The following is a 13756-nucleotide window of genomic DNA, read 5'->3' on the forward strand; positions in this document are numbered from 1 at the left end:
CGTCAGGCCGCCAGTTCCAGCTTCGCCGTGTTGCGCGTGTCGCGCGCGTGCACGCGCTTGCCGGCCGCGTAGGTCTCGAAGACCGCGCGATCGTCGCCGAGCAGCGCGAACGCGAACAGCAGTTCTTCCAGTGATTCGGTGCGCGACGTCCGGCGCGCGAGCAGCGGCGTCGAGTTCGGATCGAGCACGACGAAATCCGCCTCGCTGCCGGGCGCGAGCGTGCCGATCCTGTCGTCGAGTTCGAGCACTTGCGCGGCGCCTGTCGTCGCGAGCCAGAACATGCGCGTCGCGGTCAGATGATGGCCGGTGAGACGCGCGATCTTGTGCGCGGCGCCCATCGTCTGAAGCATGGAGAAGGACGTGCCGCCGCCGACATCCGTCGCGAGCGCGACCGGCATGTTTGACTCGCCAGCTTTCTCGAAATCGAACAAGCCGCTGCCGAGGAAGAGGTTCGAAGTCGGGCAGTGCGATGCAACCGAGCCCGTTTCCGCCATGCGCGCGCGGTCCTTGTCGTCGAGATGGATGCAGTGGCCGTACACCGCGCGGCGACGCAGCAAGCCGTAGTGATCGTAAATGTCGAGATAGCTGCGATGTCCCGGAAACAGGCTCTCGACCCATTTGATCTCGTCGGCGTTTTCCGCGACGTGCGTCTGGATGAACACGTCGTTGTGCTTCTGCGCGAGCACGCCGCATGCTTCGAGCTGCGCTTCTGTCGATGTCGGCGCGAAACGCGGCGTCAGCGCGTACTGCTGACGGCCGCGCCCGTGCCAGCGCGCGATGAGTTCGGCGCTGTCGTCGTAGCCGGATTGCGCCGTGTCGCGCAGAAACTCGGGGCAGTTGCGGTCCATCAGCACCTTGCCCGCGATCATGCGCGTGCCGCGCGCTTCGCTTTCAGTGAAGAACGCATCGGCGGATTGCTTGTGAACCGTGCAGTAGACGAGCGCGGTCGTCGTGCCGCACGCGAGCAGCTCGTCGATGAAAAAGCTCGCCGTCTCGCGCGCCACGGCGGGATTCTCGAAGCCGCGCTCGGTCGGAAACGTGTACGTGTTGAGCCACGGCAAAAGGCCCGGCGCGGGCGACGCGATCATGTCCGTCTGCGGATAGTGGATGTGCGAGTCGATGAAACCCGGCACGATCAGCTTGTCGCGCATCGTGTGGACGGTCGCGTCGGCGGCGAGCGTGTCGCGCAGCGACGCATACGCGCCTGCCGTGACCACATTGCCGTCATCGACGACGAGGAGGCCATCGGCCTCGTACACCGCGCCGTCGGCGGCATGCGCGGGGTCCTCGCGAAAGGTCAGCAATTGGGCGCGGTAGGCGGTCTGAGTCATGGTGCAACGTCTCCGTATCTGATGTTCAAAGCTGCGAAAGCAGGACTAACGAGAAAGCCGCGATGATCCACATCGCCGGCTTGATCTCACGCGCGCGCCCGGTCGCCGACTTCAGCACGACGAACGCGAGAAAGCCGTACGCGACGCCATCGGTGATCGAGTACGTCAGCGGGATCAGGATCATCGCGAGGAACGCGGGAATGGCTTCGTCGAAGCGATGCCATTCGATCTTCGTGATCGCTTCCATCATGAACACGCCGACGAGCACGAGCGCGGGCGCGGTCGCGATCGCCGGCACGAGCGACAGGAGCGGCGAAAGGAACAGGAACGGCAGGAAGCACAATCCGGCGACGACCGCGACGAGACCCGTGCGTCCGCCCGCCGAAATGCCCGCCGCCGATTCGATGTACGCGTTCGCCGGGCTCGTGCCGAGCGGCGCGGAAATGAGCGCGGAAAAGGAGTCGACCATCATCGACTGGCGGATGTTGCGGGGATTGCCGTCCTTGTCGTAGAGCTTGCCGGCTTCCGAAATCGCCATGAACGTGGACAGCGCGTCGAAGAACGACGTGAACAGCATCACGAAGATGAACGGCCAGTAGATGACCTTCAGCGAGCCCATCAGATCGAGCTGCCCGAGCGCCGAAAAGTCCGGCGCGGCGAAGAGGCCGTTCCAGTTGACGAGCGTTTTCGTGGCGATGGCGGCGGGCCAGTACGCGGTGCCGTCGCCGTAGAAGCGGCCGATCGGAATCGCGATGATCGTCGTGAACACGATGCCGAGCATCAGCGCGCCCGTGACCTTGCGCGCGACGAGAATCGTCGTGACGGCGAGGCCTATCAGAAACGTGACGACCACCGGATTGAGCGACGCCGAATGCACGATCGTCACCGGATCGCCGACGACGAACTTCGCGTTCACGAGCCCGATCAGGCTGATGAAGAGTCCGATGCCGCACGAGACCGCGTGCCGCAGATTCGCGGGAATCGCATCGACGACGAGCTTGCGCGCGTTGAACGCCGCGAGAATCGCGAAGATCACGCCGGACCAGAACACGCAGCCGAGCGCGGTCTGCCACGGCATCTTGCCGCCGTGAACCATGACGAATGCAAAAAGCGCGTTCATGCCCATGCCGGGCGCGACGAGCACCGGATTGCGCGCATACAGGCCCATCGCGCAGCTGCCGAGAAAGCTGACGATGACCGTGGCGGTGAGCGCCGCCGGAAACGGCACGCCCGCCGCCGACAAAATGCCCGGATTGACGACGATGATGTACATCGCCGTGAGGAACGTCGTGATGCCCGCGACGATTTCCGTCTTCGTGCGCGAGCCGGCCGCGCGAATGCCGAAGAATCGTTCGAGCGCGGTGCTGTCTTGTTGTGTTGTTGCGGTTGTTTCCATCGTGCTTGCTTACTGCTTCCAGTGCTGATCCAGGCGCGCGACCATCGCGTCGCGTTCTTCTTCGGTGACGAACGAGGCTTCGAGGCTGTTTTTCAGCAGCGTGTAGACCTCGTGATCGGTGAGCTTCAACGCATCGACGATCGCGAAGTAATTCGCGTTGACGTAGCCGCCGAAGTACGCCGGATCGTCGGAATTGATCATCACCGCGACGCCCTGATCGAGCAGATCCTTCAGCGTGTGCTTCGTCATGTCGTCGAACACGCAGAGCTTGATGTTCGAGAGCGGGCACACCGTCAATGCGATGCGCGCATCGGCGAGACGCGCGACGAGCGCCGCGTCCTCGATGCTGCGCACGCCGTGATCGACGCGATCCACTTTCAGCAGATCGAGCGCTTCGTAGACATACGACGGCGGTCCTTCTTCGCCCGCATGCGCGACGAGCTTCAGACCGCGTTCGCGCGCTTTCGCGAACACACGCTCGAATTTCGACGGCGGATGGCCGCGTTCCGACGAATCCAGCCCGACGCCGATCAGCCGATGCGCGTACTTGTCGAACAGCGGCAACGCGCTGTCGAAGGTGGCGAGCGCGTCGTCTTCGGACAGATGGCGCAGGAAGCAGAGAATCAGCTTGCTCGACAAGCCGCGCTTTTCGCCTTCCGCGAGCGCGGCGTCGATGCCCGCGACGACCGTTTCGATCGGCACGCCGCGTTCCGTGTGCGTTTGCGGATCGAAGAAGATTTCCGCATGCACGACGTGATCGGCGAGTGCGCGTTCGACGTAGGCCATCGTCATGTCGTAGAAATCCTGCTCCGTGAGCAGCACGCTCGCGCCCGCATAGTAGATGTCGAGAAACGACTGTAAGTCGGTGAACGCGTAAGCCGCGCGAAGCGCATCGATCGAGTCGTACGCGAGCTTCACGTTATTGCGCTTCGCGAGCGCGAAGATCAGTTCCGGCTCTAGCGACCCTTCGATATGGATATGCAACTCGGCTTTCGGCGCGTGCGCAATCTTGTCGGCGAGTGTGGGATTCATTTGGGCTTTTGAGTTTTGGGGCTACAAGTTCGCCTGTGGGTCAGGCGGTCTGTTGCGACGACGCATGGCTCGAAGCGTTGGCTTCGACCGCCTGCAGCAGTTGGGCTGCCGCTGCAACGGCGATCACTTCGGGCGCTTTGTCGACGATGCCGTCGATGCCGATCGGACACACCATCCGCGCGATGCGCGCCGGGTCGATGCCGCGCGCCGCGAGCCGATGCTCGAACTGCTTCTTCTTCGTGAACGAGCCGATCATGCCGAAGAACGCAAAGTCGCCGCGCCGCAGGATGCATTCGGCCAGCGCGAGATCCACCGTGTGGTTGTGCGTCATCACGATGAAGTACGCGTTGGGCGGCGCATTATCGACAGCTTCGTCGGGCGCGTCGGTCGGCTCGATCGTCACGTTATCGGGCACGAACTGCGGTGCGGGAAATGCCGCATCGCGCTCGTCCACCCAGGTCACGTGACACGGCAGCGTCGCGAGCACGCGCACGAGCGCTGCGCCGACATGGCCCGCGCCGAACAGCACGACCTGAAAGTCGTTCGGCGCGATGGTCTCGGTCAAAAGCGCGCCGCGCTCGTCGAAACCGGCGCCGTCCCACAGCAGGCAGTCGGCGTCGGTCGCGCCCGGTTCGGGATCGGAGAGCATCACCGCATCGCGAAGCTCGGGATCCGGCGCGAAGGAAACGCTGCGCACGGTCGATAAACCTTGCGCGGTGCGCTTGCCGAGCGTCGTCACCCAGTTCAGATCCGCGACGTCGAGCCGCTCGAATGCGAGCACGACGGCGCCGCCGCAGCACTGGCCGAGGCTCGGGCCGAGCGCGAAACGCTCGAGTCTGCGCATGCGCGGGCTGCGCATGCCGTCCTTCAGCACTTGCCGTGCGGTTTCGATGGCCTTCCATTCCAGATGGCCGCCGCCGATCGTGTAGCGCGCGTCCTCGCGGGTGACGATCATCTTCGTGCCCGGCTCGCGCGGCGCGGAGCCTTCGACACGCGCGACCGTCACGAGCACGACGGCGTCGCCGTGCGCGAGCAGGTGTTGCAGGTCGTTCAGCCAAACTTGCATCGAGTGAGCTCCGGAAGTGATCGGTTTTGTGCGGGGTTTGGGCGGATTTGCGTCGTCGCAGACGCTAGTTTACCGGGCGATGGACATCCCATCGGCCAGCGAGAGAAAAGCGGGAAAAGCGCGCACACGCAAACGCGTGCGAGCGCATAGGAATAGGGCGCAGAGCCGAAGGGAAGCGGATGGTTTGCGTTGTCATGATTCAGGAAGACATTGCGGACCGGGCGCGCGTTACGCGGTTTCCGTTCGTTTCATGCGTTACCGTGAAAAAAAACCGGTTGCCTTTGAGCGAAGCGGACTGCGCGCACGTAGATCGCCATCCAGACACGACCTTAACACCGCAATATCTCAAAAACATTGCGGCAGACGTATCAAGATTATGCGGATGCGCTGATGCGGGAAAGAGAAAGCGCGCAAAGCGCGATGAAGCGGGGAAGGACGGGCGGCGCGGACGGCCGCCCGGAACACATTACCGGACGGTCGAGCGCAGTTTGCGCTTGAATCGCAGGCTGGCCGCGACGAGCACGAAGATCAGCGCGAACGCGATCAGCGACCACTGCGGCAGCGAGAGTCCGAGGATCGGCGGATACGGCGTTTCGCACAGACCGGCGACCTTGAACACTTGCGGCAGCCAGCTTGCGGGCGGCAGGCCGTCGACGATCGGTTGCAGCGCGTCGAAGCCGCAACTGAAGCCGGGATGCGACTGCACATAGACGTGGCGAATCGCGGTGATGAGACCGCCGAGCGCCGAAATCGCGACCAGCGTCTCTAAAAGCGCAATGCCGCGCCAGTTGCGGAATGCCGCGCCGAGAAACGCGAAGATCGCGATCAGCACGAAGAAATAGCGCTGGATGATGCAAAGCGGGCAGGGATCTTCGTTATGGAAGAACTGCAGATACAGCGCACCGCCGACGAGACCGAGACTGACCAAACCGAGCAGCACGAGCAGGCGGCGCTCGCGGCGCATCACCCGGTCGTCCTGATGCATCGTGAAGTGATGTAAAGAGTTGTTCATTATTTCGCAACGATTCGAGAAGGAAGCACCTGAGTTGCGCGGGGATCGCGGGGAATTCTAGCGCGAACGCCCGGTGCGCAAAATCAGCCGCGACGATTGGCCGAGTTTCCCGGCCCGTTCAGCGCGTCGTTTCCAGCACCGCTTCGACCGCCCGTCCGATCGACAGCAACGTGTCGTCGGAGTTCGGCGCGCCCGCGAGCATCAGGCCGACGGGCGCCTCGCCGCGCGGATGGCAGGGGAGCGAGAGCGCGCAGGCATCGAGAAAATTGAACGCGGTCGGATTGCGCAGGATCAGCGCGTTGGTGCGCGTGAAGGCGTCGTCATCCGATTCGAGATCGGCGATGCGCGGCGGCAGCACCGGCACCGTCGGGCAGAGAATCGCGTCGAAACGTTGCCAGAGCGTCGTGCGCGCGGCTTCGATCATCGCGGCGCGCGCCTCGCACAAGTCGATGTAATCCGCCGCGCTCGCCGCTTCGGCGCGTTGCAGGCGCGCCAGCACGCGCGGATCGTAATCGGCGCCGCGCTCGGCCATCAGCTTGCGATGCCACGCATACGCTTCGATCGCGACGAGCGGATAGCGATTGATCTCCGGCAGACGATCGAGCGGCGCAAAGCGCACGTCTTCCACGAGCGCGCCGGCCGCCGCGAGATGATTGACGGCCGCGGCGACGGCGCTGGCGACGCTCGCCTCGACGCCATCGGTGACGTAGTTCGTCAGCACGCCGAGGCGCACGCCTTCGAGCGGGCGCGTCGCGGGCACGCCGGGATCGCGCCCCGCGAGAATCCGGTCGACGAGCGCGCAGCATGCGACCGACACGCCGATCGGACCGAACGAATCGAGCGTTTTCGACAGCGGCACGCCGCCTTGCTTCGGGATGCGGCTCGCGGTCGGCTTGAAGCCGGTGAGGCCGCACAGCGCGGCCGGAATGCGGATCGAGCCGCCGGTGTCGGTGCCGAGCGCGACGGCTGCCATGCCATCGGCGACCGATGCCGCCGCGCCCGACGACGAGCCGCCCGCGATGCGCGCGTCGTCCGGCACGTTCGCGCGCCACGGCGAGCGCGGCGTGCCGTAATGCGGATTGAGCCCGAGGCCCGAGAACGCGAACTCGCTCATGTTGGTGCGCCCGACGATCACCGCGCCCGCACGGCGCAGGCGCGCGACGGTCACGGCGTCGGCGCTGGCGGGCGCGTTGTCGGCGAGCGCCTTCGAGCCGGCGCGCGTCACCTGGCCTTCGACATCGAAGAGATCTTTGATCGACACAGGAATGCCCGCGAGCGGCGAGAGCACGGTCCCGGCGCGGCGCAGCGCGTCGTGCGCATCGGCGGCGGCGCGTGCGTGATCGGCATCGACATGCAGGAAAACGGTCGAGCCCTGGCCCGCCGGGTCGGCGATCCGTTCGAGCGCCGTCTCGACGAGCGCGCGGCTCGTCGTGCGGCCCCTTTTCAGATCGGCGGCGAGTTGGGCGAGAGGGGCGAACTGCGGCGAAGTGGTCGGCATGGCGTCGGGCAGTGGCGTCGCCGTCTGCGAGAAGCCGGCAATGCCCGGCGCTTCGCATCGGCAGTGAGTGGATGGACGCCGCAGCCGAAAGCCGGGGCGTCCAAGGTGGCTGTCATTCTAAGCCACCGACGCCGATCGAACACCGCTCAGATCGTGCGCGAGAAGCGCCGCAGACTCGATTGACCCAGATAGCGGTCGAATACCGATGCGACGTTGCGCACCAGCATGCGGCCAGCGGGCAGCACGCGGATCGCGTCGCGCGAGAGATCGATGAGGCCATCGCCGGCCATCGGCGCGAGGCGCGCGAGTTCGTCGGCGAAAACGGCGGGGAATTCGATGCCGTGCGCGCTCGCGACATCGTCGAAGCGCAGCTCGCCGCCGCACATGAGACGCATGATGACGTCGCGGCGCAGTGCATCGTCGGCGGACAGGCGCACGCCGCGCGCGATGGCGAGCCGCCCCGCGTCGATTGCCGCGGCATAGTCGGCGAGTTCGCGGGCGTTCTGCGCATAGACATCGCCGATCTTGCCGATCGACGACGCGCCGATGCCGATCAGATCGCAATCCGCATGCGTGCTGTAGCCCTGGAAGTTGCGCTGGAGCGTGCCGGCTTCGAAGGCGCGCGCGAGCTCGTCGCCGGGCAGTGCGAAATGATCCATGCCGATGTAAACGTAGCCCGCGTCGCTCATGCGCCCGATCACGCGCTCGAGAATCGCGAGACGCACGGCCGGTGAAGGCAGCGCGCTTTCGTCGATCTGCCGCTGCATCTTGAAGAGTGCCGGCATGTGCGCGTAGCCGAACACGGAGACGCGATCCGGTTTCAGATCGACGATCGCGTCGAGCGTGCGCGAAAAGCTTTCGACGCTCTGATGCGGCAGGCCATAGATCAGATCGACGCTCACCGACTTGAAACCGTTCGCGCGCGCGGCGTCGAGCACGGTTTCGGTCATTTCGCGCGGCTGAATGCGATTGACGGCGCGCTGCACGCGTTCGTCGAAGTCCTGCACGCCGAGGCTCAGGCGGTTGAAGCCGAGTTCGCGCAGCAACGCGACGGTTTGCGCCGACGCCTCGCGCGGATCGACTTCGATCGAATATTCCGCGCGCTCGTCGGAAACGAGATTGAAGTGCTCTCGCGTCGCGGACATCAGCTCGGCCATCTCGTCGTGCGAGAGGAAAGTCGGCGTGCCGCCGCCCCAGTGAAGCTGCGTCACCGGGCGCGACGTATCGAAAAGCGCTGCTTGCAGCGCCAGCTCGCGCTTCATGCGATCGAGGTACGGGCGAGCGTGCGCGCGATTCTTCGTCGCGACCTTGTTGCAGCCGCAGTAGAAGCAGACGGTGTCGCAGAACGGAATGTGGAAGTAGAGCGAGAGATCGGCGTTCGCGTTGGACTGGCTCGCGGCTTCGCGATAGTGCGCGGCGTCGAAGGAATCGGTGAACTGGACGGCGGTCGGATAGGACGTGTAGCGCGGACCGTGCGCGTCGTAGCGCGCGAGCAGGTCGGGGCGAAAGAGCGGGGCGGCGGGAGTCATGGCGGACCTCGGGGGGAACGTCCGAGTGTAGTCGGACGATGCGCGCGAACATTGCGTGATAAGGTCGCAGCCCAACGGCAGCATTTGACGAACCGCAAAGAAGAGGCATGAGAAAATGCCGGTTCTCTTTGCGCTGTTCAGTCACGCCATGTCGATCGATTCTTCGCCCCATGCCTGCCGCGAGGGCTGCGGCGCCTGTTGCATCGCGCCGTCCATCTCGAGTCCGATTCCGGGGATGCCGGATGGCAAGCGCGCGGGCGAACGCTGCGTTCAATTGGGCGACGATCTGCGCTGCAGGATTTTCGGCGATCCGCGCAGGCCGGCGTGCTGCGGCGGATTGCAGCCTTCGCACGAGATGTGCGGCGAGACGCGCGAATATGCGCTGACGTGGATCGAGCGGCTCGAAACAGCGACGCAGCCGACGCAACTGTCGTGACGATCGACAGTCCAATTCGCGGACCGCGCCGAAGACGGCGCAGATTCGAAGAAGAACACTGGAGGATCAAGCATGACGGAACCCGTCGCGCCGCTGCGGCGCCGGTTCGTGCGGGCAGGGCTGATGGCGCTGCCCGCGCTCGCACTCGCATCGAAGGCCCACGCGGCCTCGAACTCGGTATTCCCCTTCATTCCGGATCACTACACATTCTCGACGCAGCAGGTGCAAGCCGCCGTCGCGCGCAAGTTCCCGCTGCAACGCACGGCTTCGCAGATATTCGACGTCGTCCTGAGCAATCCCGTCGTCGGGATGGCGCCGGATCGCAATCGCGTGACCGTGCGCGTCGATGCGCGACTTTCGACGCCGTTCATGCCGAATCCCGTGATCGGCGCGTTCACGCTCTCGACGCAGCTTGGCTACGATGCGCCGAGCCGCTCGGTCATTCTCGTGTCGCCGTCCGTCGACGATGCGCAGTTCACGGGCGATGCCGCGCAATATAACCAGCAGATCGCGTCGGTCGGCGCGCAACTCGCGGCGCAATTGCTCGACCGCTATCCGATCCACACCTTCAAGCCCGAGGAGCTCCAGTTCGCCGGGGTGTCTTACGAACCCGGTACAATCACAGTCCTTACAAACGGCATACGTGTGCAGATTGTCGAGAAGTGAATCGAAATCGCTGCGCAATGTGCATCAAAACCTACGGCTACACCGCGAACAAGGGCTGACGGATGGACTGGATATTGATGGTGAAGGCGCTCATCCTGGGCGTCGTGGAGGGCTTGACCGAATTTCTGCCGGTCTCGAGCACGGGGCATCTGATCGTGGCGGGCAGCTTGCTGAATTTCACCGACGCGCAATCGAAAACCTTCGACGTCGTCATTCAGTTCGGCGCGATTCTCGCGATTTGCTGGGAATACCGCGCGAAGATCGGCTCCGTCGTCGCCGGCCTGCCCGCACGCTCCGACGCGCGGCGCTTCACGCTCAACGTCATCATCGCGACGATTCCGGCCATCGCGCTCGGTCTCCTGCTCGAGAAGCAAATCAAGGCGGTGCTGTTCTCGCCGGTGCCGGTGTCGGTCGCGCTGATCGTCGGCGGCATCGTCATTCTCTGGGCGGAGTCGCGCCAGCGCGAGCGGGGCGTCATCACGCGCGTGCATTCCGTCGACGATCTTTCCTATGGGGATGCCTTCAAGGTCGGCCTCGCGCAATGTTTCGCGCTGATTCCGGGCACCTCGCGTTCGGGTGCGACGATCATCGGCGGCATGTTGTTCGGGCTCGAACGGCGCGTGGCGACGGAGTTCTCGTTCTTCCTCGCCATTCCGATCATCTTCGGCGCGACGCTCTACGAAATGGCCAAGTACTGGCGCACGCTGACCGTGAACGATATCGGGCTGTTCGTCATCGGGCTCGTCGCGGCTTTCGTCAGCGCGTTCGTCTGCGTGCGCTGGCTGCTGCGCTACGTCGCGTCGCACGATTTCACGGCGTTCGCGTGGTATCGCATCGGCTTCGGCTTGCTGATCCTGATCGTCGGATACAGCGGCGGATTGAGCTGGGCCGACTGATCCCGCTCTCGCCACGCAAAGGAAAACGCCACGGCTTGCCGTGGCGTTTTCCTTTCTGGGCGATGCCGTTCAGCGGCGGCGGAACATCAGATCCCAGACGCCGTGGCCGAGCCGCAGGCCGCGCCGCTCGAACTTCGTGACCGGGCGGAAATCGGGGCGCGGCGCGTAGCCGTCGGCGGTGTTTTCGAGCGCCGGTTCCGCCGACAGCACTTCGAGCATCTGCTCGGCATAGTTCTGCCAGTCGGTCGCCAGATGGATATAGCCGCCCGGCTTCATGCGCGACACGAGCAGCGCGACGAACTTCGGCTGAATCAGGCGGCGCTTGTGATGGCGCGCCTTGTGCCACGGATCCGGAAAGTAGATGTGTACGCCGTCGAGACTGTCCGGCGCGATCATGTGTTCGAGCACTTCCACGGCGTCGTGCTGGAGGATGCGGATATTGCCGAGCCCTTGCTCGCCGATCAGCTTCAGCAGCGCGCCGACGCCCGGCTCGTGCACTTCGACGCCGATGAAGTCATCGCCCGGACGCGCGGCCGCGATTTCCGCCGTCGTCGCGCCCATGCCGAAACCGATCTCGAGCACGCGCGGCGCGTGGCGGCCGAAGTGCGCGTCCCAGTCGGCGAGCTGCGGCGTGTAGGGCACGACGTAGCGCGGGCCGAGATCGTCGATCGCGCGCTGCTGGCCCGGCGATACGCGCCCCGCGCGCGTGACGAAGCTGCGGATGCGCCGATGCCGCAGCGTGGCGTTTTCGTTGACGTCGGACGGGTGCGTGCCGTTGTCGTCGGCTTCGTCTTGGGGATCGTGGCTCATGAGGCGATGCTGGAACGGATGCGCGAAACTAAAAAGCCGCCCAAACGTGACTTGGGGCGGCTTTCGCTGGGATTCTGGAGCGGGCGATGGGAATCGAACCCACGTCTGTAGCTTGGGAAGCTACGGTAATAGCCATTATACGACGCCCGCATGAGCCGGCTATTGTAAGCGCAACGCGTCCCGAGGCGCAATTGCGCGCGGGTTTCAGATGCCGAAGAGCGTCATCGAGACGGCGACGCGCGTCACGACCATCAGCAGCACCTGCACGATCACGAAGAGCAGAATCGGCGAAAGATCGATGCCACCGAGTCGCGGCAGGATGCGCCGCAGCGGATCGAGAAACGGCGCGGTGATCTGATACAGCAGCGGCATCGCCGGCGACTGCGGATTGAGCCACGACAGGAGCGCCATCAGGATCGTCACCCAGATAATCAGGTTCAGCGCCCATTTGACGACGGTCAGCAACGCGACGAGCAGAAGGGTCGGCGCCATGAGCGTCGGATCGACGCCCGCGAGCACGACCATCAGCGTCACGTAGACAGCCGAGGCGATGAACGCCGCGACGATGCTCGCCCAGTCGATCTTCCCGCCGGGAAGAATCTTGCGCAGCGGCAGCACGAGCCAGTTGGTCGCCTGCATCACGGCGTTCGACACGGGGTTGTAGGGCGGCATCCGCACGACCTGGATCCATGCGCGCAGCAGGAGCGCCGCGCCGAACAGGGTGAAAAGGGTGTTGAGCAGAAAACGGGCGATATCGCCGAACATCTCGGGTCCTCTAGGATGCGTGCGCAGTGTTGCGACGTGCGCCGGGTCGGGTTAAGCGAAAGGTGAAGGGAGACGAAAGGCGCTAGCGGGCGCAGAGCCGCCCGCGAGTGATGTCTGGATGGCGGCCGTCCGCGCGGCGCGAATCTTGAATGCTGACCTTGATCATTGTTCGTTCTCTGGACTGAGTATCTCGTCGAAGTCATCGCGGCGCGCGGCGCATCATGCGCGTTTGCGCGCCCGTCGCACGCACGCCGTTAGACGAAGCTTCGCGTTTTTCTGTTCTCGGCGATTCGAACTCCCCGCCCAACAGGCTTGCCTGATGGGGCGCCGGACGTCACCTTAACATGGCTTTGCAGCCGCTTGGGGACGTTGTCGCACGCGCCGCGCGCGATTGGTCGGGCGATTGCGTGAAAGGTACGCGAAAGTTAATCGCAGGAGACTCATCCGCATGAAACGCCAGTGTCGGAAAACCCTAGTGTTGCCATTTTGAGACGATCGCGAAAAGCGTATTTCACGCAAAACTGGCAGGATATAAAGACGGAAAGCGAAAGGGCCGAGCGCTTCATTGGGCGGGATTGTTTCCCTTCGAATGAGTGGGCGAGAAATCGGACAGGACGAATTTTCCGGCCAAAAAGCATGCTTTTCGCTGAATGTGGTTTAACACACATCAATCGCATATCGACGTGAAGGCTTGGTTTCTTTGCGTACATTGAGGAACGAACAGGGCGCTCGATACTAAAGAGAAGACGATTTCAGCGGGAGCGCAGGCGCGGCGGGATGCGGCCGGCTCTCCCATCAAGGTTTCATTCGCTACGTTCGGAGGTTGCCGTGAGCATTTTCTCTTATAGAAAGCATCTGCGATTTTTGAGCCAAGCCCAACGGCGCCGCTGGTGGGATCAGAAAAAGCGCCTGACGCCCCGCGTCGTTATCGGCGCGGCTTATGTGCCGCCGAACGTCACGCGTGAATTCGCTTACGTCAAAGTGGGTTGAACGACGCTTCGAGCTTTTAAGAATCTCGCGCATTACATGAGAAGCCCCGGCGGACGCATTGTCCGTCGGGGCTTTTCCGTTCTTTTGTAAATAGACGTTACGCCGTTTTTTAACTTATGGCGTATATCGAGTCGAGCCACCGCGCGCAGGTCCGCCGAACGGTCGATCGGAGCCTGTTTGCGGCCATCGCCCGGCTTTCGGTCTCCTGGCAGCGTTAAGCATCTTGCAATTTGCAACAAATGACTCCGCCGACCGATCTGCTTTTTCGATAAATTCGACTCATACCGTCGCTCGTGAGCCGCCTGGACCGGCCATCATGCGTAGCGGCG

General features: G+C 64.0%; 12 protein-coding genes and 1 tRNA gene. 3 read left to right on the top strand and 10 right to left on the bottom strand.

Features of this window, described 5'->3' with window-relative positions:
* Positions 1-2 precede the first annotated feature (2 nt).
* The 7 genes from guaD to hemN form a co-directional block, all read right to left on the bottom strand.
* On the bottom strand, positions 3-1331 hold the full coding sequence (gene guaD / locus LDZ23_RS03495) for a guanine deaminase (RefSeq protein WP_244807805.1): 1329 nt from the start codon (positions 1329-1331) through the stop codon (positions 3-5).
* Between the two features lie 25 nt (positions 1332-1356).
* Positions 1357-2727 carry an NCS2 family permease gene (locus tag LDZ23_RS03500; RefSeq protein WP_008350890.1) on the bottom strand — a complete coding sequence of 457 codons (1371 nt, stop codon included), beginning with the start codon at positions 2725-2727 and terminating at the stop codon, positions 1357-1359.
* 9 nt (positions 2728-2736) lie between these two features.
* The gene (locus LDZ23_RS03505) at positions 2737-3759 is read right to left on the bottom strand and encodes an adenosine deaminase (protein WP_008350888.1); all 1023 of its coding nucleotides are present in this window, start codon (positions 3757-3759) and stop codon (positions 2737-2739) included.
* 40 nt (positions 3760-3799) lie between these two features.
* Complete coding sequence (xdhC, locus tag LDZ23_RS03510; protein WP_008350887.1) at positions 3800-4825, bottom strand: xanthine dehydrogenase accessory protein XdhC; 1026 nt, start codon at positions 4823-4825, stop codon at positions 3800-3802.
* Between the two features lie 466 nt (positions 4826-5291).
* Positions 5292-5810, bottom strand: a complete 519-nt coding sequence (locus tag LDZ23_RS03515) for a disulfide bond formation protein B (RefSeq protein ID WP_033536679.1) — start codon at positions 5808-5810, stop codon at positions 5292-5294.
* Between the two features lie 145 nt (positions 5811-5955).
* Positions 5956-7335, bottom strand: coding sequence for an amidase (locus tag LDZ23_RS03520; protein ID WP_244807806.1), 1380 nt, complete (start codon positions 7333-7335; stop codon positions 5956-5958).
* A gap of 146 nt (positions 7336-7481) precedes the next feature.
* Positions 7482-8864, bottom strand: a complete 1383-nt coding sequence (gene hemN / locus LDZ23_RS03525) for an oxygen-independent coproporphyrinogen III oxidase (protein ID WP_008350884.1) — start codon at positions 8862-8864, stop codon at positions 7482-7484.
* Positions 8865-9012: 148 nt separating this feature from the next.
* On the opposite strand from hemN, the gene LDZ23_RS03530 reads away from it, so the two are divergent.
* The 3 genes from LDZ23_RS03530 to LDZ23_RS03540 all read left to right on the top strand — a co-directional run bounded on the left by LDZ23_RS03530 (position 9013) and on the right by LDZ23_RS03540 (position 10862).
* On the top strand, positions 9013-9300 hold the full coding sequence (locus LDZ23_RS03530; protein ID WP_033536695.1) for a YkgJ family cysteine cluster protein: 288 nt from the start codon (positions 9013-9015) through the stop codon (positions 9298-9300).
* A gap of 72 nt (positions 9301-9372) precedes the next feature.
* Complete coding sequence (locus LDZ23_RS03535) at positions 9373-9966, top strand: DUF1439 domain-containing protein (protein ID WP_244807807.1); 594 nt, start codon at positions 9373-9375, stop codon at positions 9964-9966.
* A 62-nt stretch (positions 9967-10028) separates the two neighbouring features.
* Entirely contained in the window at positions 10029-10862 is an 834-nt protein-coding gene (locus LDZ23_RS03540; RefSeq protein ID WP_244807808.1) for an undecaprenyl-diphosphate phosphatase, read from the top strand.
* Between the two features lie 69 nt (positions 10863-10931).
* On the opposite strand, the gene trmB is transcribed toward LDZ23_RS03540, so the two are convergent.
* The 3 genes from trmB to LDZ23_RS03555 form a co-directional block, all read right to left on the bottom strand.
* Positions 10932-11672, bottom strand: a complete 741-nt coding sequence (gene trmB, locus LDZ23_RS03545) for a tRNA (guanosine(46)-N7)-methyltransferase TrmB (RefSeq protein ID WP_008350880.1) — start codon at positions 11670-11672, stop codon at positions 10932-10934.
* Between the two features lie 75 nt (positions 11673-11747).
* Positions 11748-11822, bottom strand: a tRNA-Gly gene (locus LDZ23_RS03550).
* A 54-nt stretch (positions 11823-11876) separates the two neighbouring features.
* Positions 11877-12437: a YggT family protein gene (locus LDZ23_RS03555; RefSeq protein WP_008350879.1), complete on the bottom strand. Its 561-nt coding sequence runs from the start codon at positions 12435-12437 to the stop codon at positions 11877-11879.
* Positions 12438-13756 lie beyond the last annotated feature (1319 nt).

It is taken from the genome of Caballeronia zhejiangensis (assembly GCF_022879815.1).
Lineage (GTDB): Bacteria > Pseudomonadota > Gammaproteobacteria > Burkholderiales > Burkholderiaceae > Caballeronia > Caballeronia zhejiangensis.